This is a genomic window from Mycobacterium sp. SMC-14, from assembly GCF_046250075.1.
Classification (GTDB): domain Bacteria; phylum Actinomycetota; class Actinomycetes; order Mycobacteriales; family Mycobacteriaceae; genus Mycobacterium.
Window position 1 is genome coordinate 2,135,436 of the sequence record NZ_CP176429.1, and the last position, 17,323, is coordinate 2,152,758.

The following is a 17,323-nucleotide window of genomic DNA, read 5'->3' on the forward strand; positions in this document are numbered from 1 at the left end:
AGGCACTAGAGGCGTTAGCCGCCCAGGTAGGTCGACTCCAGCACCAGATCGTGCAGCAGGCTCTGATACTCAACGTGGGTGCGGTGCTCGACGGTGTCCCACCGCGAACCCTGCTGGGCCTGCATGTACTCGCGGTAGCGCGGCGCACCGGGCAGCTTGACGTTGTCGGCCACCACCACCGCCCCCGGATGCAGCCAGCCCCGGTCGAGGATGGCCTGCAAGTCGGGCAGGTAGGCGTCCTTGTCGTGGTCGATGAACAAGAAGTCCAGGCCGCCGGCGGCAAAGCCGTGCTTGGCGGTCAGGGTGTCCAGCGTGCGCCCGCCGTCGCCGACGGTGCCCACCACGCAGGTGACCCGGTCGGCCACCCCGGCGTGCGCCCAGATCCGCCGGGCGTTGGCGGCGTTGGCCTCGGCCAGCTCGATCGAATAGACCCGCGCCGACGGTGCGGCGCGTGCGATCCGCAGCGCGCTGTACCCGCAGTAGGTGCCCAGCTCCAGCGCCAGGCCCGGATTGGCCCGCTGCACCGCGGCGTCCAGCAGCAGGCCCTTCTCGTCGCCGATATTGATCAGCAAAGACTTCTCGTAGGCGAACTCGTCGATGCGGGCGAGCACGTCGTCGATGTCGCCGGCCCGGGCGTTGGCCAGCACGAAGTCGACCGCTGCGGCCTCCCGGCCGTCGCCGATCTGCCCTGTTGTGACGATGTTGCGAGCACCGGTTGCCATCCGCAGGAACGACCACCGCAGGAAGGGAATACGTCGTTTGAGGCTCATGGTTGCGATCTTATGGCCGTTGGCGCGTGCAATCACTGGTCATGTGGCTAATACAGACGCCGGACACCTACTAGACTTCTGCGGATGTCCGCCACCACAGGGCCGGTCCGGCCATGAGCGACGACGACACCCCCGGCGTCGGTCTGACCGGGCGTCCGCCGCGGAATATCCCCGAGCCGCAGCCGCGTTCGACGCACGGGCCGGCCAAGGTCATTGCGATGTGTAACCAGAAGGGTGGCGTCGGCAAGACGACCTCCACCATCAACCTCGGTGCTGCGCTGGCCGAATACGGCCGCCGCGTGCTGCTGGTGGACCTCGACCCGCAGGGCGCGCTGTCGGCTGGCCTGGGCGTGCCGCACTACGACTTGGCGCACACCGTGCACAACCTGCTGGTCGAACCGCGGGTCGGTATCGACGATGTGGTGGTGCGCACCGGGGTGGAGAACCTGGACCTGGTGCCCTCCAACATCGACCTGTCCGCGGCCGAGATCCAGCTGGTCAACGAGGTGGGGCGGGAGCACTCCCTGGCGCGGGCGCTGACACCGGTGCTCGACCGCTACGACTACTTGTTGATCGACTGCCAGCCGTCGCTGGGGCTGCTCACCGTCAACGGTCTGGCCTGCGCCGACGGGGTGGTGATCCCGACCGAATGCGAGTACTTCTCGCTGCGCGGCCTGGCGCTGCTGACCGACACCGTGGAGAAGGTCCGCGACCGGCTCAACCCGAAGCTGGAGATCAGCGGCATCCTGTTGACCCGCTACGACCCGCGCACGGTCAACTCCCGCGAGGTCATGTCGCGGGTGGTCGAGCGGTTCGGCGACCTGGTGTTCGACACGGTCATCACCCGTACGGTGCGCTTCCCCGAGACGACGGTGGCCGGCGAGCCCATCACCACCTGGGCTCCGAAATCCGGCGGCGCGCAGGCCTATCGTGCCTTGGCCCGCGAAGTCATCGACCGCTTCGGCGCGTGAACGCCGACACCCAGACGGCCGACGCCCCCGCCGATTCGCCCGGCTCAAGCGGCGATCCCAGCGTCGACTCTCCTCCGTCGAGCCTCGCTGAACCGCCGGGCTTCAAGGTCCGGCTGACCAACTTCGAGGGTCCGTTCGACCTGCTGCTCCAGCTGATCTTCGCGCATCGCCTCGACGTCACCGAGGTGGCTCTGCACCAGGTCACCGATGACTTCATCGCCTACACCCGCGACGTCGGCGCGCAGTTGGAGCTGGAAGAGACCACCGCATTTCTGGTGATCGCCGCGACGCTGCTCGACCTCAAGGCGGCCCGGCTGCTGCCGGCCGGCCAGGTCGACGACGAAGAGGACCTGGCGTTGCTCGAGGTCCGCGACCTGCTGTTCGCGCGGCTCCTGCAATATCGGGCGTTCAAGCACGTCGCGCAGATGTTCGCCGAGCTCGAAGCCGCGGCGTTGCGCAGCTACCCCCGCGCGGTGGCGCTCGAAGACGGGTACGCCAATCTGCTTCCCGAAGTGATGCTCGGTGTCGACGCCGAGTCGTTCGCCCAGATCGCGGCCGCCGCGTTCACCCCGCGTCCGGTCCCGGTGGTGGGTCTTGAGCACCTGCATCAGGTGATGGTGTCGGTTCCGGAGCAGGCCGGTGTGGTGTTGCGGCTGTTGGAAGCTCGCGGTAGGGGGCAGTGGGCGTCGTTCACCGAACTGGTCGCCGACTGCTCGATGCCGATCGAGATCGTCGGCCGCTTCCTGGCGCTGCTCGAACTGTATCGGGCCCGGGCGGTAGCATTTGAGCAGTCAGAACCACTTGGTGTGCTCCAGGTGTCGTGGACGGGGGAACGTCCCACCAATGAAGACCTGGTGAAAGCAGAATCGGCCGAGTAGTGCGAGACGAATTGATGACTGACCACATGCCCGACTCCGAAGTGGCGGAGGAGGCTGCCGAGGCCCCCGAGGCGACGGATGCCGGGGAAGACCACGAGGGCGCGCAGGAGTCCGCCGGCCCAACGGGCTCCGATCTCGGGATCGACGTCGCCCTGGCACCCGAACTCGAAGACGCCGAACTGGGATCGGTGCTCGAGGCCCTGCTGCTGGTGGTCGACACGCCGGTGGCCGTGGAGGCGCTGGCGGCCGCCACCGATCAGCCGGTCTACCGCATCACAGCCAAACTGCGCACGATGGCCGAGGAGTTCACGCAGCGTGACAGCGGTATCGACCTGCGTGAGGCCGGCGGCGGTTGGCGGCTCTACACCCGTGCCCGGTTCGCGCCGTACGTGGAGCGACTGTTGCTCGACGGCGCGCGGTCCAAACTGACCCGTGCGGCGCTGGAGACGCTGGCCGTGGTCGCCTACCGCCAGCCCGTGACGCGGGCCCGGGTCAGCGCGGTGCGCGGCGTCAACGTCGACGCGGTGATCCGAACCCTGGTCGCGCGCGGCCTGATCACCGAGGCGGGCGCCGACGCCGACACCGGGGCGGTGACCTTCGCCACCACCGAGCTTTTCCTGGAGCGGCTGGGCCTGTCCTCGCTGACCGACCTGCCCGACATCGCCCCGCTGCTGCCCGATGTCGACGTGATCGACGAAATGAGCGAAACCTTGGACAGCGAACCGCGTTTCATGAAACTCGGTGGTGTGCCGGCGACCGATCAGCCGCTGACCTTCGATGTGGACCACCTCTGATGGCGTGGCCGGACGAAGACCAAGACGGAGTGCGCCTGCAGAAGGTGCTCTCGCAGGCCGGGGTTGCCTCGCGCCGGGTCGCCGAGCGGATGATTCGCGACGGCCGGGTCGAGGTGGACGGTCAGGTGGTGACCGAACTGGGCACCCGAGTGGACCCCGCCGCCTCGGTGATCCGCGTGGACGGGGCACGGGTGACCGTCGATGAGACCCGGGTCTATCTGGCACTGAACAAGCCGCGCGGGGTGCATTCGACGATGTCCGACGACCGCGGACGGCCGTGTATCGGCGACTACGTCGAACACCGAGTTCGCGGTGACGCCAAGCTGTTTCACGTCGGGCGCCTCGACGCGGACACCGAGGGCCTGATGCTGTTGACCAACGACGGCGAGCTCGCGCACCGGCTGATGCACCCGTCGTATCAGGTACCCAAGACGTATCTGGCCACCGTGCAGGGCGCCGTGCCGCGCGGGCTGGGCAAGAAGCTGCGCGAGGGTGTCGAACTCGACGACGGTCCGGTGAAGCTCGACGATTTCGCGGTGGTCGACGCCGTGCCCGGAAAGTCCCTGGTGCGGGTCACCTTGCACGAAGGCCGCAAGCGGATCGTGCGGCGGATGCTGGCGGCGGTTGGATTTCCGGTCCAGGAGTTGGTGCGCACCGACATCGGCACGGTGACGCTGGGGGAGCAGCGGCCCGGCAGTATCCGGGCGCTGACCCGCAAGGAAGTCGGGGAGCTCTATTCAGCGGTGGGCCTGTGAGTGCGGGCAGCGCGGCCGTGGTCGCCATCGACGGGCCGGCCGGAACCGGAAAGTCCACGGTCGCAAGAGGATTGGCGACGGAGCTGGGTTCGCGCTATCTGGACACCGGCGCGATGTACCGTGTCGTCACGCTGGCGGTGCTGCGATCGGGTGTCGCGCTTGATGACATCGACGGCATCGGTGCGGTCGCACAGGGCGTCGAGGTCGCGGTGGACTCCCTTCCCGAGGGAGACCGCGCCTTTCTCGGCGACGAAGACGTTTCGGATGAGATCCGCGGCGACGAGGTGACTCGCGCGGTGTCAGCGGTGGCCGCGGTTCCCGCGGTGCGCACCCGGTTGGTCGCGCTGCAACAGCAGTTGGCCGCGCAAGGCGGCGGCGTGGTGGTGGAAGGCCGCGACGTGGGCACCGTGGTGTTGCCCGACGCCGACGTGAAGTTCTTCCTGACCGCCTCGGCGGAGACTCGGGCCCAGCGGCGCAACGACCAGAACGTCGCGGCCGGACTGCGCGACGACTACGCGGGCGTGCTGGCTGATGTGCTTCGCCGCGACGAATTGGACTCCACGAGGGCGGTGTCGCCACTGCGGCCCGCCGACGATGCGGTGATCGTGGACACCGGAGACATGACCCAGGCGCAGGTGATCGACCATCTGCGGGACCTGGTTGAGCAGCATTGCGGGGCGATCCGATGACTGACGGAACCTGGGTCGACGAAAGCGACTGGGAGATCGGCGAAGAAGGCGGTTTCGACGATTTCGTCGAAGACTCCGGCCCGCCGCCGGTGGTGGCCGTGGTGGGCCGGCCCAACGTCGGCAAGTCGACGCTGGTCAACCGGATCCTGGGCCGGCGCGAAGCCGTTGTGCAGGACCTGCCCGGGGTGACCCGCGACCGGGTGTCCTACGACGCGCTGTGGACCGGTCGGCGCTTCGTCGTGCAGGACACCGGCGGCTGGGAACCCGACGCCAAGGGCCTGCAGCAGCTGGTGGCCGAGCAGGCCGCGGTGGCGATGCGGACCGCCGACGCGGTGATTCTGGTGGTGGACGCGGTGGTCGGCGCGACCGCCGGCGACGAAGCCGCCGCGCGAATTCTGCGCCGATCCGGCAAGCCGGTGTTCCTGGCCGCCAACAAGGTTGACAGTGAGCGAGCCGAGGCCGACGCGGCGGCACTGTGGTCGCTGGGACTGGGCGAGCCGTTCACGGTCAGTGCGCTGCACGGCCGCGGAGTGGCCGACCTGCTGGATGAGGTGATCGCCAAACTGCCCGAGGTGGCCGAAACCGCCGGCGGTGGTGGCGGTCCGAGGCGGGTGGCGCTGGTCGGCAAGCCCAACGTGGGCAAGAGCTCGCTGCTGAACCGGTTGGCCGGCGATGAGCGTTCGGTGGTCCATGACGTGGCCGGAACGACGGTCGATCCGGTCGACTCGCTGATCGAGATGGACGGCAAGATCTGGCGTTTCGTCGATACCGCCGGCCTGCGCCGCAAGGTGGGGCAGGCCAGTGGACACGAGTTCTACGCCTCGGTGCGCACTCACGGCGCGATCGATGCCGCCGAAGTGGTGATCGTGCTGGTCGATTCGTCGCTGCCGCTGACCGAGCAGGACCAGCGGGTGATCTCGATGGTGGTCGAGGCGGGCCGGGCGGTGGTGCTGGCCTACAACAAGTGGGACCTGGTTGACGAGGACCGGCGTTACCTGCTGGACAAGGAGATCGACCGGGACATGGCCCGGCTGGCGTGGGCGCCACGGGTGAACATCTCGGCGAAAACCGGTCGCGCCGTGCAGAAGTTGGTGCCCGCGCTGGAGACGTCGCTGGAGTCGTGGGACAAGCGGATCTCCACCGGGCAGCTCAACAACTGGCTCAAAGAGGTGGTCGCTGCGACCCCGCCGCCGGCGCGCGGTGGGCGCGCGCCGCGCATCCTGTTCGCCACCCAGGCGGCGTCGCGTCCGCCGACGTTCGTGTTGTTCACGTCGGGGTTCTTAGAGGCCGGCTACCGCCGGTTCCTGGAGCGGCGGTTGCGCGAGACGTTCGGATTCGAGGGCAGCCCGATCCGCATCAATGTGCGAGTGCGAGAGAAGCGCGGCCCCAAGCGTTCTCGCTGAACCGTCAGTTTTACCCGGTCTTGGTCAGCTGGAAGTCCCACTGGCCCACCACTCCGCCGGCCGGCCCGCGGCCGCACGGTTCCAGGGTGGCGGTGGTCCATTGGCCGGCCAGTGTCACCGCATCGAAGCTGACCGTCTTCGACACCGGCAGCGGGGTGTGATCCACCGGGCAGTCCATGCTGCCCCGCCCGTTGTACTCCCAGCGACCGCCGTTGAGATGAAATTCCGCGTTCTGCAGCCAGCGTTCCGCGTTGACAGTGGTGCAGTTCGCGCCGCACGGGGTGAACGTCCACGTCGCCTCTCGCTGCGACGGGCCGTGCTGGGCGGTGAAGGCGTACGGGCCTGACGGCACCTCCGGGGCGGCCTGGGCGGCCGGCGGCGCCCCGAGGGCGAACAGCAGCCCGCAGACAGCACCCACAGCACGTTTTCCCGTCATGCCGATCATCGCCTCACCTCTCCGCTGGGCTGCCTTAGCCCTGCGCACGATCAGCGTAGGGTGCTGCAGATGCCGGTTTCGCAGATGGTGTTGATCCTGCTGGCGGGGGTGGGCGCCGGGGCGATCAACGCCTTGGTCGGCTCGGGCACGCTGATCACCTTCCCGACCCTGGTGACGCTGGGTTTTGCGCCGCTGACCGCGACGATCTCCAACGCGATCGGTCTGGTGGCCGGTGGTATCTCCAGCACCTGGGCCTACCGTCGCGAACTGCGCGGTCAGTGGGAGCGGCTGCGCTGGCAGATACCGGGATCGCTGCTGGGCGCGGTGCTCGGCGCCTATCTGCTGCTGCACCTGCCCGAGAGCGTGTTCAACCGAATCGTGCCGGCATTGTTGGTCGGGGCCCTGGCGCTGGTGGTGATCGGGCCGAAGATTCAGGCGGTGGCGCAGCGTCGCGCGGCGGCCGAGGGCCGCTCCACCGACCAGCTCAGCGGTGGCCGGCTGACGGCATTGGTAGTGGGCACCTTCGTCGTCGGTGTGTACGGCGGTTATTTCGCTGCGGCCCAAGGAATTCTGCTGGTCGGTGTGATGGGCGTGCTGCTGCCCGAGTCGATGCAGCGGATGAACGCTGCGAAGAACCTACTGGTGCTGATCGTCAACGTGGTGGCCGCCGTGGCCTACATGGTGACGGCGTTCGGCCGGATCAGTTGGCCGGCAGCCGGATTGATCGCGGGCGGTTCACTGATCGGGGGATACCTGGGCGGTCACTACGGGCGCCGGTTGTCGCCGAACGCGCTGCGCGCGGTGATCCTGGTGGTCGGCCTGATCGGGCTCTACCGGTTGCTGACGGTCTAGCCGGCTCAGGCCGGGTTCTGCCTGCGCCACCGCTCCCAGCGGCTGCGCGGTGCCCGGGCCGAGGCCATCACCTCATTCATCGACGCGGCGTGCGGGTGCTCCGGTTGGGCGGGCGCCTTCGGCGTCACCACCGCGGGCTCGCTGCCTTCCCACCAGACCGGTTGCAGCAGTGCGGAAACCACTGGAATGGCATGCCCGACACTCTTGCGTCCCCACTGGCAGGCCCGGTCGATGGTGGCCGCCGACGGCGCCAGGTTGACCGGTGACAGCGTGGGGGAGAACCGGACCAGATGATCCGCGTAGGGGGCGTTGCGCACCATCTGCAACTGGATCGCCTGGGTGATCGGCACCAGCCACAGGTGCTTGGGGTCCCACTGTGGATGGAAGCAGTCGAAGGCGAGGTAGCAGGCGTTGCGGGTGCCCAACCGGCCGGCGCGGACCCGTTTCCAGGCCAGCTCCAGCGGCACATTGCTGGCCGCGCCGCCGTCGACCAGGGCGCCGACGTCGTTGTCGGCCAACAGCGCGTCGAACAGCGGCTGCATGGCCGGATCCTTGGGCTCGTGGTGCAACACCCCGGGAATCGCCGACGAGAAGGACGCTGCGTCAACGACGTTGACGTCGCGGTCCGGATTGTCGCCTCCGATCACGATCGGGGTCACCACCCGCGGGTCGATGAAGGCGGCCGTCTGCCACATGCGCGTGGCCACCTGCGGGCCCAGGCCGAAGGACAGATACGGGAAGGACCGCAGCTGCAGGCCGGCCAGGCGCTGGTTGCGGTAACGCCCCGGCAGGTCCGCGAACGGCTGGCGGCGCACCCCGGCCACCACGGCATCGAACGGAATCTCCAGGTCCGACATCTTCATCGGCGCACCGTCTTCGCGGCGGAACATCGCGTCCGCGAACAGATCGAAGTTCAAGGCGAACACACCGGTGAGGCCGTGGCGGCGGCGCAGCCGCTCGGGCCCCAGGATGGCGCGGAACGATACCGTCTTGGCCCACTCGATGTATTCGTGGATGGGCACCGGAAGGGTGCGGCTGACCACCGATCCCAGGATCGAACCGAACGACGACCCGATCAGGTAGTCGGGCACCGCCCCGGACTTCAGCAGGGCCTCCATGCCGCCGATGTAGACGAAGCCGGCGCCGCCCCCACCACCGAGGACGGTGACCAGCTTCTTGTGTCCCACCTCGGCGTCGAGCTCGGCCAGGGAGAAGTCGTTGCCGTGGCGCTCGGCCAGCAGCCGGCGTTGCTCGTCCTGCTCGGCGGCCAGCGCGCCCAGGGTGTCGCGGGCGGCGACCAATGCCATCACCGGGTCGCGTTCCTCGCGCAGCGGGCCGCGCAGGGCGTCGGCCACCTTGGCCCGCCACCCGGCCAGTTCCGCGCCGACCGATACGTCGCCGCGGCCGCGAGCGCCGCCCGGTCCGGCGGCGCCGGGCTCGAAGTCGTCGAGCCGGGCGAAGTTGAGCAGATACCGCAGTCGGCGCAGCTGCTCGGCGCTCAGCACGTCGGGCCGGCGCAGCGTGTGCCGAATCAGCCGGTTTTCCATCTTCTGCAGCAGCAAGATGGTGTCGCCGGTGTCGACGACGTCGACCACTTCGTCGGTGACGGCGGAGTCGGCGCTGGTCTTGGGGGTGTCTATGGGGTCCGTGGGGTCGGGCGTGGCCGACCACTGCTGCGAGGGGGGAAGCTGCATAAGTGGTGGTTCCTGAGGGGTAGTCGCGCTGCCGAGGGGGGCAGTCCCGCGTGGCGAGCCTACGCGGTCCAGATGACGTCACGCGGATTCGGGACACCCGGGCGCGTGCGGTAGCATTTCGACCTGCTGCCGGAGTTGTTGTGGCGGCGGCGGGCTGTGGCGCAGTTTGGTAGCGCACTTGACTGGGGGTCAAGTGGTCGCAGGTTCAAATCCTGTCAGCCCGACTTAGAAACTGCGGCAACAGCCGCGGCGAAGCGTGCGGCGCCGAAGCCGCGGCGGCGCAGTCAAGTTCACCCGGCCGACGTGCTTGCCGGCCGAGTCGAGCCGTCGTGAGCGGCCCGACCGAAGGGTGGGGGCCGGCCCGCCCGGCGATCGCGCTGCCGAGGCCGACATAGTGCGTGCCTGTGCATATGAAACTTGGAACGTTCCGGGGGGCCGGGAACAGCAGGTGACCGCGGCCCGTTTTGCCGGGTGGGTCGGGTGAGTGGCGACGAGCGGCGGCCGCGGAGAACGCGATCATGTGGGCCAAGCTGGATGCCCGGCCGCCGATCGTGGCGCTGGGGTCGGCTGCCGCAGTAGGCCTGTTGAACTACGGCGATTAGCTGGCCGGCCTACAGCCCGGTCGTCGCTACGCCATATTCAGCCTGCTCCGGGGTGAACCCGCCATATTCGAGCTGTTCGATAAGTCCGCCACGGGAGAAGCTGGAGACCTCGAGGTACTCCTTTGCCTTCTTCGCTGCCTGCTCATTCCAATCGATGTTGAGGCTGTCGACGGCAGATGTCGCGTCATCGGTTGAGAACTGGCTGTACTCCAGTTGTTCGATGAGCCCCTGGCGGGAGAAGGCGGAGACCTCGAGGTACTCCCGTGCCTTGCTAACTGCGTTCGCTTGACTCACTGGGCTGAGGGGTTGCGCGGGGCCAAGGGGGGCTGCGCTTGTCGTACCTGCGGCGATACCGCCGATCACCAGGAACCCTAAGGCGGCGAGTGCAGCGAGCGGCTTTTGGTTCATAAAATCGGACTGTAGTGCTTTACGAAAGCAGTAGGAGTGTTTTTAGAGGAATTCTATCTGGGAAACCTTTCGTTCGACGCTGGTGTCAGTGAGAGTCGTCGTTTTAGCGTGCCGACCCCCGGCTGTTCTCGTCGGTGACGACGCCAGCCAGCCGTAGCGCCATCCGGGCGTCGCTAGACCGAGTGCGGTGATGACGGCCGCGGCCGCCGGGCCGGTGGCGCGCAGCAGGGCCACGGCCGTTGTGAACCATCAAGGACTACATGAAGACTGGCGCGGATCCTTATCAGCTTCGGGCAGCGATCGAGCGAGCTGAGGCCGAGGGCGTACGTCGTCGCGGGGCGGCAGTCGAGTTGCGGGCTGGGCTTGGTCAGCCTTCCATGGATTACGCGCCGGGGCGAAGCGGGAATCCTTGTGACTAAGTCGTATTCGTTCCCGCCGTCGAACCTGCGCTCAGTGCCCCTGCTTGAAGAACCGACGGTCAACGACCGCGCTCACGGCTTGGTGGAATTGCAGTTTCTTGGAGGGTTGCTTACCCGACGATGACCTCTCGGCGGCACACGCGTGCATCGCGGTTTTCGGAGCGTGGCTTTGGCCAATCATCCCCATTTTCGATGCGTTGGGTCCCACGTCAGGTCCACGCATGCGCCAGACAACGCGGGTTCGCCGAACAAGATGACGGCCGCGACGACTTCAGAGAACTGCTCGGGAAGAGATGTGTTGTTCAACCTACGGCGCCACGCCGCCCACTTCGACTGTGCGATCTCGGCGTAGCCGTCGAGCGTCTCCGTCAGCGATGCCAGAGTCGCTTTGCGGTGTGCCCCAACGGTAATGACGGCCTTGTGGAGTTGGCTTCCGTCGACCTGGTGGTGCCGCGTCAGCGTCCAGATGTCACCGTAGTCGCGCCACCGAGTGTTCGCGGTACCACGCTGGATAGCTGTGACAGTCTTCTCCGCGAGAACCATGTGGATGGGGTAACCGAGCAGGCGAATCGGTTCACCGGCTACGAGTCTGGGTACGCTGACATCGGTGGGAGCGGGGTCGATCGGGTCGCCGACATTGACATCGACGTGAAAGTTCAGTTTCGCCGTGTACAGCTTGGCGCGCGCGCTGATTCGGACGCCGGCATATGGATCCTCTTCGCGGATAATTTCGCCGTTAACGGAGTCGATGGCGAACTCTAGGCCGTCATCCAGCTGGATGCGGAGGATGTCGCGTACGAGCCGTTGAATGTTGTTGATTTCATTGCTCACATCGAGCGCCGCGAGATCGACGTCGCGGGTAGGGCGGCGATTGCCGAACGCCGCGAGTAATACTCCGCCTTTGAGCACGAACAGATCCCGGTGGGGGCTGTCTGCCAGGCGCGCCAGGAACCCCTCAAGCACATACAGCTCAAGGAGTTCCTGCGTGAGGCGGCCGGCTTCTTTCGCCTGGCGTTGGAGTGCGCGAAACACCTCTGCGGCCGTGCTCATAGCAAGATGCTCAAGATGGTGCGCAGTGCGCGCTCCGCATGCGGGAAGTCGCGCGCCATCCTGATGAGCTCCGACGGTTGTCCACCCCGCTTCAGCCATGTCTTTAGTGCTTCGACCGGCATGTCTTCCCCCTCGGCGTGCCGCAGGCGGATCGCGTCGATAATGCTGCGCTCCGGCGAGTAGATCCCGATGCTGCGCCCCGCGCCGATGTCTAGGGTGTCGCGCCCGATGTCGAAAGTGGACTCGGCGAAATGGTGCCAGCGGACAGGAGCGGACAGTATCGGTGTCCAAGCACCGCGAGGGATGGCAATGTCGAGGGCATCCGGTATGTCATCGATGAGGTCGTGGCGTGCCAGCGCCGACCGCAAAGCGAGGGTGGCCTGGGGTGACCGTGCGGAGATTTCAATGAGGTCGGTATCACCGATCCAGTCCGCCTTGTGGTACAGCCCGCGTGAGAGCGGGATGATCTGGCCTTCGCCTAGTAGTAGTCGGAACTGCCGCTCATTGATGTACTGCAGTGCTTCGCTGAAGCGGAAGGTCTCTGGCAAGGCGTCGACGGCGCGACTGTTCATGAAACACCTCCTGGCGTGCCCGTAGGAAAATCGTTACAGGCCACCACTCAGTGTAGAGGTTTTCCTACGCCCAGGTCAACGGTCGTCCTCGTCCGGGACCACGTTGGGACCACACGTCATGCACGATGCTGAACGACCTGCACGTCCGTGAACGTCACGCCCGGCGCCCTGCTGGCGACTACTGCCGGCGGCCTGGGCAAACGCGTTACCGCTGCTTCCTGGGGGTCAAGTGGTCGCAGGTTCAAATCCTGTCAGCCCGACAGAGAAAACCCCTTCTGACCAGCGTCGGAAGGGGTTTTTGCTGGTCTGGGGGAAGCGGCGCTGGACTTCGCAGCCCAGGGGGCTGCTCTTGATCCGACGGCGGTCGGGACGAATGTGCCGTACACGCCGTTCCGCTCACCGGCGGAAGGACGTTCGACTCCGCTTCCTGCAGATATCTCCCACCTGGTGCTGAGTCGGCACCGGCACCAGCAACCGGCACCCGCGCCCGGTGCGGCACCGGAACCTGTAGCCGCCGCGGACCCCGTGCCCTTTCAGCCGTAACGCGCCTGCGCCGCCTTGCCGTTGATCCCGATCGCTGAGCCGATCAGTGTCCAGCTCTAACCAGCGGCGGTGACGGCGTCACGGACCGCGGCCGCACCCGGCGCGGTGGCCAGGGCGCGGAGCGGATCAGAACGCCAGCAGAAACGCGACCATCATTGCCGGGACGCCGACCAGGGGCAACATTCCATTCGATATGCGACTCATGCACACCATCGTGACCGCGGCGTGGGGAGATCGGATGCGTAGACCCACGCGACCTGACGGGACTGAGGGAACCTACTGTCCGGCAATGAGAACGCGGCCCTCGTCGTCGCAGCCGGCAATGAAGTCCGACCGAGATTCCACTCTCGCAACCCGCCCGCTTTTCAGCTCCCAGGCCAGCAACGTGTCGCAGTACCTCGGCAAGTCAGTCACATGAAGAGGACCCTGACGAGCAGCATCGTCGACGGACTGCTTGCCCAGCTCGTAGGACGAGCATTCGGGATCGGCCGCAGCGAACGGCGAAAACACCAAGGAGGCGCTGACCGCAGTCACCGCCAACGCCATTGGCCGAACCGAACTCACGGCAGCTGAAGGGCAAGACGGGCAGCGGCCGCGGGTTACGGCGTATCCAGGGTGTCGGGACACAGTTCGTGCTGCGCTGCATCGACCATCACGCCGTCAACCGCTCCTGCGATCTTCTTGTCGATCCGCGATATCGGGTCACCGTTGAAACGCAGGCTGGTGCAGATGTTCTTTCCGAATTGAACTGCCCTTGCCGGTGTTTCGACGTTCACGTGGTACTGAAACCCGTGGGACGTGAGGTAAGTCAGATAGCTCTGATCATCGGCGCGCGCCGGCCACGACGGTGCAATCACCACAGCCGCGGCCGCGGCAGCCGCGGCAAACAGCGTGCGGCGAGCCTGAATCACGGTGCGCATGGTCAGAAGGTCCACGATCCGGAGGGCTCAAGCACGAACCCGCGGTTGAGGATCGGGTCGAGGCACGCGGTCAGCCGGTCCGCGCCGACCAGGCACGTCGTATTGGCCGCGGTGATTTTCTGCCCTACGTGCAGCACCGCCGCGGTGATGGTTGGGCAGGTTTCTTGCTTGAAGCCGTACGGCCCAAGGTCCGATGGCTCAGAGGTCGGCGCGCCTACCCCCATGCACTTGCCGCCCTCGGCTCGCGAGTCGCTACCGGATACACCTGGCAGAGGCCCCGTGCAGCCCGGACTGACGTGATCATCTGGCCCGTTGGCCAGCGAAGCCCATCCGCACTGCAACCCGTCGGGGGTGGCGAAGAAGACACCACCGCCGCCCCTGCCGAAATGAGTTGTGTAGGAGGCAGGATCAACCGCGTGGAATGCGTCGAGGTCGGGGAACCCCGACGGCGCTCCACACGCAGTCGGCGCCAACGTCAGGCATCCTGCGACGACAATTGCTGGTACTGCCGTAACTGCGAGTGACCTATCCGGCATCGGACCGCCCTGTTCCCTGCTAGTGACCGACGGTGACAGTGGTGGTGTACGTCATCGGATTATATGGATCGAACGGCTGCCCGGCTGGAAGTCCCGGGGGCCGAGGCATATCAGTCCAGGTACTCACCCGCAGTCCAACCACCTCCTTTCCCGTCGCCGGGTCGAAGGACAGCCCGGTAACGGTGGGACCGTACACACTGGGCAGGTCTCGCTGGGCGAGTATTTCCACCGGAGACGCCCCGGCGAGCCCTTGGGGAGTGGCCGCGGCGATAGCCGATACCGGTCCGCTTTCGGTTGCGCCGACCAGCATGAAACCGCCGCCTTGTAACGCGACCACCTGGCTTTCCCGGTTTCCCGGCAGCGCCACGTCGCCGACACGGTGCAGGGTGCTGACCCAGCCGTTCGGGTTGGCGGGGTCGATAGGCGCCGAAACCCACATCCCCCTGGTGAGGTCGTTTTCTGTGTTGCTGGCGTTGCCGATGATGACCATCTGGTTGGTGGCGGCGTCATAGGCGCCGCTGGCCTGGAAAATCCCAGGTAGATCACCGACTCTCACCGGATGGTTCGGGTCGGTGAAATCCCATACCGTGCCGTTCGTCGCCCAAGGACTGATTCCCGGCTGTACCGAGCCGTCAGGGTTGCTGAAGAACGCGTAGCGCCTACCGTCGGTTCCCAACGCGGTGCCAGTCGGCAGGGGTCGAGTGCCGTCAGGCCCCTGGGCGAGTTGGGAGGCGGGGCTTCGCGGGAAGTCTGCTGGCCGGCCGTCCGGGTAAAACTGCCGCGGATCGCCGCCGAAGATCGGCCCCTGGCCGTCTTGGAACTGGTCTTGCAGGTCGTAGCCGTCTTGCTCACGTTCAGGAGTGCTGGCCGGGCCTTGGATCGTCGGGTCGCGGCGAACGTCATCGACGAGCACCACGCGCGGCTGCCCGTTGCCACCCGCCCCACCATCGGCGCCGTCTTCACCGAAGCTGAACGAGTGCAGGCCCGCGGTGGCAGTGCTGAGTTGGCGGGCTATCTCCTGCTCGTTGTTGACCAGGTTGGCGGCGCGGGACTTGATAAAGCTGGAATGCCTTTCCGCGGCGGTCTCGCGCTGCACCTGTTCCGCGGCGGAACTGTAGTAGGTCCAGGTGTCGGTGACCGAGTAGTCGTCGCCGACCCGAAAATCCTCGCGCTCGGCGGTATTGACGGCAGAGAGCACCATTCCCTTGTTGCTCTGCTGGGCTTGCGCGCCGCGGGTGGCGATAGCGGCGGCGTTGCGCAGCATGTCGGCGGGACCGTGGATTTTCACCACGTCGGCGGCGGCGCGCTGTTGAAAGGCTTCGGCGCCGGCGCCGGTCCGGGGGGAGCCTCCGGGACTCTTTGAGGCGTCACGGACTTCGGTGAACGCGGCTTCCCAGGTGTTGGCGAGGTTGGTCCAGGCGGTGGCATTGGTGGTGAGGTAATCCCAGTTGGCGTTTTCGATCTCGGTCAGTGGCGGCAATCCAGACATCGCGGTCTACCTGCCTATACCCCTAGCGTGCCGGCGCCGCCGTCGACACCGGAGTTGCGGGGGACCAGCGAGGGAAGGCCGCCTGCGTGCTGGGGGACTGCGGCCAGGGTGGTGGCGCTGTCGTGGTCCATCGACTCGTACCCCCGAGCGGCGGTGCCCAGTTTGTTCGAGGTCGCGGTCATCCGGGTCTTGGAGGCGGTGCCGACGCTGCTCGCGCCGGAATTGACGCTGCTGGTCGCTGCTCCGCTGGACTGCCAGCCGGACGCGGTAGCCGCGGGCAGTGCCGGCGTTAGTTGCCCCGACAGCACCGTGCAGCGCTGCGCCAGCTCGTGCAGGCTGACCGGGGTGACCCGCAGGGCGGGGGAGGTCATGGGCAAACTGTATTAGTGAATCGCTGTTTGTGGAATTCACTGACGGGGTCGGGCCGTTCACGGGGACCGACCGCTCCAGCGGGCGACGGTCGTTCGTTCGGGTTACTTTGACGTCCATGGCGAACGAAGAACGACTCCGGCAGATTGCCAGGGACGTATTCCCGGACTGGTCGCGGCCGCCCCGGATCGTTGTTGAGCAGATCGGCGAGCTGGTTAGGCGATGGCCGGTTGACGGCTTCGCCCGCGAGAAGCTGCCAGATCACCGGTGCCGTCTTGTCTGGATCGACAGGCACGCGATCGGACAGTTGGACTACATTGCGGACGCTGCGGAGGAACAGAATCTGGCTGCGGTGATCCGGCCGCTGAGCCAGGTCGTTGGGGTCGACGTCCATGCTTATGGGTCGGCGGACGGTTTCGGGGAGCGGACGTACCGGCGCGCCATGCGGGTGCGCTTCGCATCGGGGGATCCGATCGAGGTCGACACGACCCAGCACACCAACGACAGCCTTCGTGCTCATGCCGACCGGTTCATCGATCGGGTGCTGGACGCACTGGCGGGCGGACCCGCCGGGGAACAGGCGCCGTCTCGGTAGAGGACCGTGCGCATTTCAGAACTACTGGAACCGATAATGGTGGCGCGCCGGCACGTTGTTTGCGGGTCGTCCTATCCGGTTTGGCTGGCATGCTCCTAGACCGTGAAGTAAAACGGTTCCCAGTAGCCCATTTCGGCGATGGACATGACGCCCAGGACCCGAGTTCGGGTCACTCCTGAGCACCGTTCGTTCAGATTCATGTCGAATCTGTAGGCCGAGTTCTCTGTGCTTAGTCCCGGGATTGTCCTGCGCCCCTGCTCGCCGCGATCGGCCACTGCCAGCAATTCATAGTGGCAGCCTGAAGCTGGCATGGCGGACTCGACAGTTTTTCTCTGCGCGTCTGATAGCTGGCCGTTGGCGCGCAGGACTGGAACCTGGTTCACATCACGGGTGTTCAGCCCAGTTACCAATCGCTCGGCCCAGTCCTGTTGTTTTTGCGGGCCGTAGTCGCCCATAGATCCGCTATCGAATTTCGACGTCGACAGGTAGAACCAGATCGCAGCGGCGGTGGCGATGGCAGCGGTCACCGCTACCAAAATTATCAATGCCCTGCGATATGCACCGAACCGAATCGACAC

Annotated in this window: 21 protein-coding genes, 1 tRNA gene and 1 pseudogene; 11 read left to right on the top strand and 12 right to left on the bottom strand. The window is 66.6% G+C overall.

Annotated features, from left to right (window positions below):
- Positions 1 to 14 precede the first annotated feature (14 nt).
- A complete protein-coding gene (locus ACKY0W_RS09915; RefSeq protein ID WP_409437401.1) occupies positions 15 to 770 on the bottom strand; it encodes an O-methyltransferase in 756 nt (251 codons plus the stop codon).
- 113 nt (positions 771 to 883) lie between these two features.
- Here ACKY0W_RS09915 and ACKY0W_RS09920 point away from each other — a divergent pair, with 113 nt between their 5' ends.
- From ACKY0W_RS09920 to der, 6 genes are all read left to right on the top strand, one after another.
- Complete coding sequence (locus ACKY0W_RS09920) at positions 884 to 1,741, top strand: ParA family protein (RefSeq protein ID WP_406757231.1); 858 nt, start codon at positions 884 to 886, stop codon at positions 1,739 to 1,741.
- Between the two features lie 113 nt (positions 1,742 to 1,854).
- Positions 1,855 to 2,619 (top strand): segregation/condensation protein A, encoded by a 765-nt coding sequence (locus tag ACKY0W_RS09925; RefSeq protein ID WP_409437714.1) that lies wholly within the window; start codon positions 1,855 to 1,857, stop codon positions 2,617 to 2,619.
- 14 nt (positions 2,620 to 2,633) lie between these two features.
- Complete coding sequence (scpB, locus tag ACKY0W_RS09930; RefSeq protein ID WP_409437402.1) at positions 2,634 to 3,413, top strand: SMC-Scp complex subunit ScpB; 780 nt, start codon at positions 2,634 to 2,636, stop codon at positions 3,411 to 3,413.
- A complete protein-coding gene (locus tag ACKY0W_RS09935; protein WP_406781632.1) occupies positions 3,410 to 4,168 on the top strand; it encodes a pseudouridine synthase in 759 nt (252 codons plus the stop codon). Before scpB ends, ACKY0W_RS09935 begins: the two co-directional genes overlap by 4 nt.
- Entirely contained in the window at positions 4,165 to 4,857 is a 693-nt protein-coding gene (cmk, locus tag ACKY0W_RS09940) for a (d)CMP kinase (protein ID WP_409437403.1), read from the top strand. Before ACKY0W_RS09935 ends, cmk begins: the two co-directional genes overlap by 4 nt.
- Positions 4,854 to 6,260, top strand: coding sequence for a ribosome biogenesis GTPase Der (der, locus tag ACKY0W_RS09945; RefSeq protein ID WP_409437404.1), 1,407 nt, complete (start codon positions 4,854 to 4,856; stop codon positions 6,258 to 6,260). Before cmk ends, der begins: the two co-directional genes overlap by 4 nt.
- Before the next feature lie 10 nt (positions 6,261 to 6,270).
- Here the strand turns inward: der and ACKY0W_RS09950 are convergent, their stop codons facing one another.
- The gene (locus ACKY0W_RS09950; protein ID WP_409437405.1) at positions 6,271 to 6,705 is read right to left on the bottom strand and encodes a hypothetical protein; all 435 of its coding nucleotides are present in this window, start codon (positions 6,703 to 6,705) and stop codon (positions 6,271 to 6,273) included.
- Between the two features lie 60 nt (positions 6,706 to 6,765).
- Between ACKY0W_RS09950 and ACKY0W_RS09955 the strand changes: the two genes are divergently transcribed.
- Complete coding sequence (locus ACKY0W_RS09955; protein WP_409437406.1) at positions 6,766 to 7,548, top strand: sulfite exporter TauE/SafE family protein; 783 nt, start codon at positions 6,766 to 6,768, stop codon at positions 7,546 to 7,548.
- A 5-nt stretch (positions 7,549 to 7,553) separates the two neighbouring features.
- Here the strand turns inward: ACKY0W_RS09955 and ACKY0W_RS09960 are convergent, their stop codons facing one another.
- Positions 7,554 to 9,242: a patatin-like phospholipase family protein gene (locus ACKY0W_RS09960; protein WP_409437407.1), complete on the bottom strand. Its 1,689-nt coding sequence runs from the start codon at positions 9,240 to 9,242 to the stop codon at positions 7,554 to 7,556.
- Between the two features lie 150 nt (positions 9,243 to 9,392).
- Here ACKY0W_RS09960 and ACKY0W_RS09965 point away from each other — a divergent pair.
- Positions 9,393 to 9,466: transfer RNA gene (locus ACKY0W_RS09965), tRNA-Pro, on the top strand.
- 240 nt (positions 9,467 to 9,706) lie between these two features.
- Positions 9,707 to 9,844, top strand: coding sequence for a hypothetical protein (locus ACKY0W_RS09970; protein WP_409437408.1), 138 nt, complete (start codon positions 9,707 to 9,709; stop codon positions 9,842 to 9,844).
- Between the two features lie 9 nt (positions 9,845 to 9,853).
- Here ACKY0W_RS09970 and ACKY0W_RS09975 read toward each other — a convergent pair whose 3' ends face one another.
- Positions 9,854 to 10,252, bottom strand: coding sequence for an Ltp family lipoprotein (locus tag ACKY0W_RS09975; RefSeq protein WP_409437409.1), 399 nt, complete (start codon positions 10,250 to 10,252; stop codon positions 9,854 to 9,856).
- A 245-nt stretch (positions 10,253 to 10,497) separates the two neighbouring features.
- On the opposite strand from ACKY0W_RS09975, the pseudogene ACKY0W_RS09980 reads away from it, so the two are divergent.
- Positions 10,498 to 10,667, top strand: a pseudogene (locus ACKY0W_RS09980) (hypothetical protein); the annotation flags it as partial.
- A gap of 181 nt (positions 10,668 to 10,848) precedes the next feature.
- On the opposite strand, the gene ACKY0W_RS09985 reads toward ACKY0W_RS09980, so the two are convergent.
- From ACKY0W_RS09985 to ACKY0W_RS10015, 7 genes are all read right to left on the bottom strand, one after another.
- On the bottom strand, positions 10,849 to 11,721 hold the full coding sequence (locus tag ACKY0W_RS09985; RefSeq protein WP_409437410.1) for a nucleotidyl transferase AbiEii/AbiGii toxin family protein: 873 nt from the start codon (positions 11,719 to 11,721) through the stop codon (positions 10,849 to 10,851).
- On the bottom strand, positions 11,718 to 12,293 hold the full coding sequence (locus ACKY0W_RS09990) for a hypothetical protein (RefSeq protein WP_409437411.1): 576 nt from the start codon (positions 12,291 to 12,293) through the stop codon (positions 11,718 to 11,720). The genes ACKY0W_RS09985 and ACKY0W_RS09990 overlap by 4 nt, the downstream gene beginning before the upstream one ends.
- Positions 12,294 to 13,112: 819 nt before the next feature.
- Positions 13,113 to 13,382, bottom strand: coding sequence for a hypothetical protein (locus ACKY0W_RS09995; RefSeq protein ID WP_409437412.1), 270 nt, complete (start codon positions 13,380 to 13,382; stop codon positions 13,113 to 13,115).
- A gap of 53 nt (positions 13,383 to 13,435) precedes the next feature.
- Entirely contained in the window at positions 13,436 to 13,771 is a 336-nt protein-coding gene (locus tag ACKY0W_RS10000) for a DUF732 domain-containing protein (RefSeq protein ID WP_409437413.1), read from the bottom strand.
- Complete coding sequence (locus ACKY0W_RS10005) at positions 13,759 to 13,980, bottom strand: hypothetical protein (protein WP_409437414.1); 222 nt, start codon at positions 13,978 to 13,980, stop codon at positions 13,759 to 13,761. The genes ACKY0W_RS10000 and ACKY0W_RS10005 overlap by 13 nt, the downstream gene beginning before the upstream one ends.
- Before the next feature lie 331 nt (positions 13,981 to 14,311).
- The gene (locus ACKY0W_RS10010) at positions 14,312 to 15,781 is read right to left on the bottom strand and encodes a hypothetical protein (RefSeq protein WP_409437415.1); all 1,470 of its coding nucleotides are present in this window, start codon (positions 15,779 to 15,781) and stop codon (positions 14,312 to 14,314) included.
- A 14-nt stretch (positions 15,782 to 15,795) separates the two neighbouring features.
- Positions 15,796 to 16,152, bottom strand: a complete 357-nt coding sequence (locus ACKY0W_RS10015; protein WP_409437416.1) for a type VII secretion target — start codon at positions 16,150 to 16,152, stop codon at positions 15,796 to 15,798.
- A gap of 116 nt (positions 16,153 to 16,268) precedes the next feature.
- Here ACKY0W_RS10015 and ACKY0W_RS10020 point away from each other — a divergent pair, with 116 nt between their 5' ends.
- Positions 16,269 to 16,745, top strand: coding sequence for a hypothetical protein (locus ACKY0W_RS10020; protein WP_409437417.1), 477 nt, complete (start codon positions 16,269 to 16,271; stop codon positions 16,743 to 16,745).
- A 95-nt stretch (positions 16,746 to 16,840) separates the two neighbouring features.
- Here the strand turns inward: ACKY0W_RS10020 and ACKY0W_RS10025 are convergent, their stop codons facing one another.
- Positions 16,841 to 17,272, bottom strand: coding sequence for a hypothetical protein (locus ACKY0W_RS10025; protein ID WP_409437418.1), 432 nt, complete (start codon positions 17,270 to 17,272; stop codon positions 16,841 to 16,843).
- Positions 17,273 to 17,323: the final 51 nt, after the last annotated feature.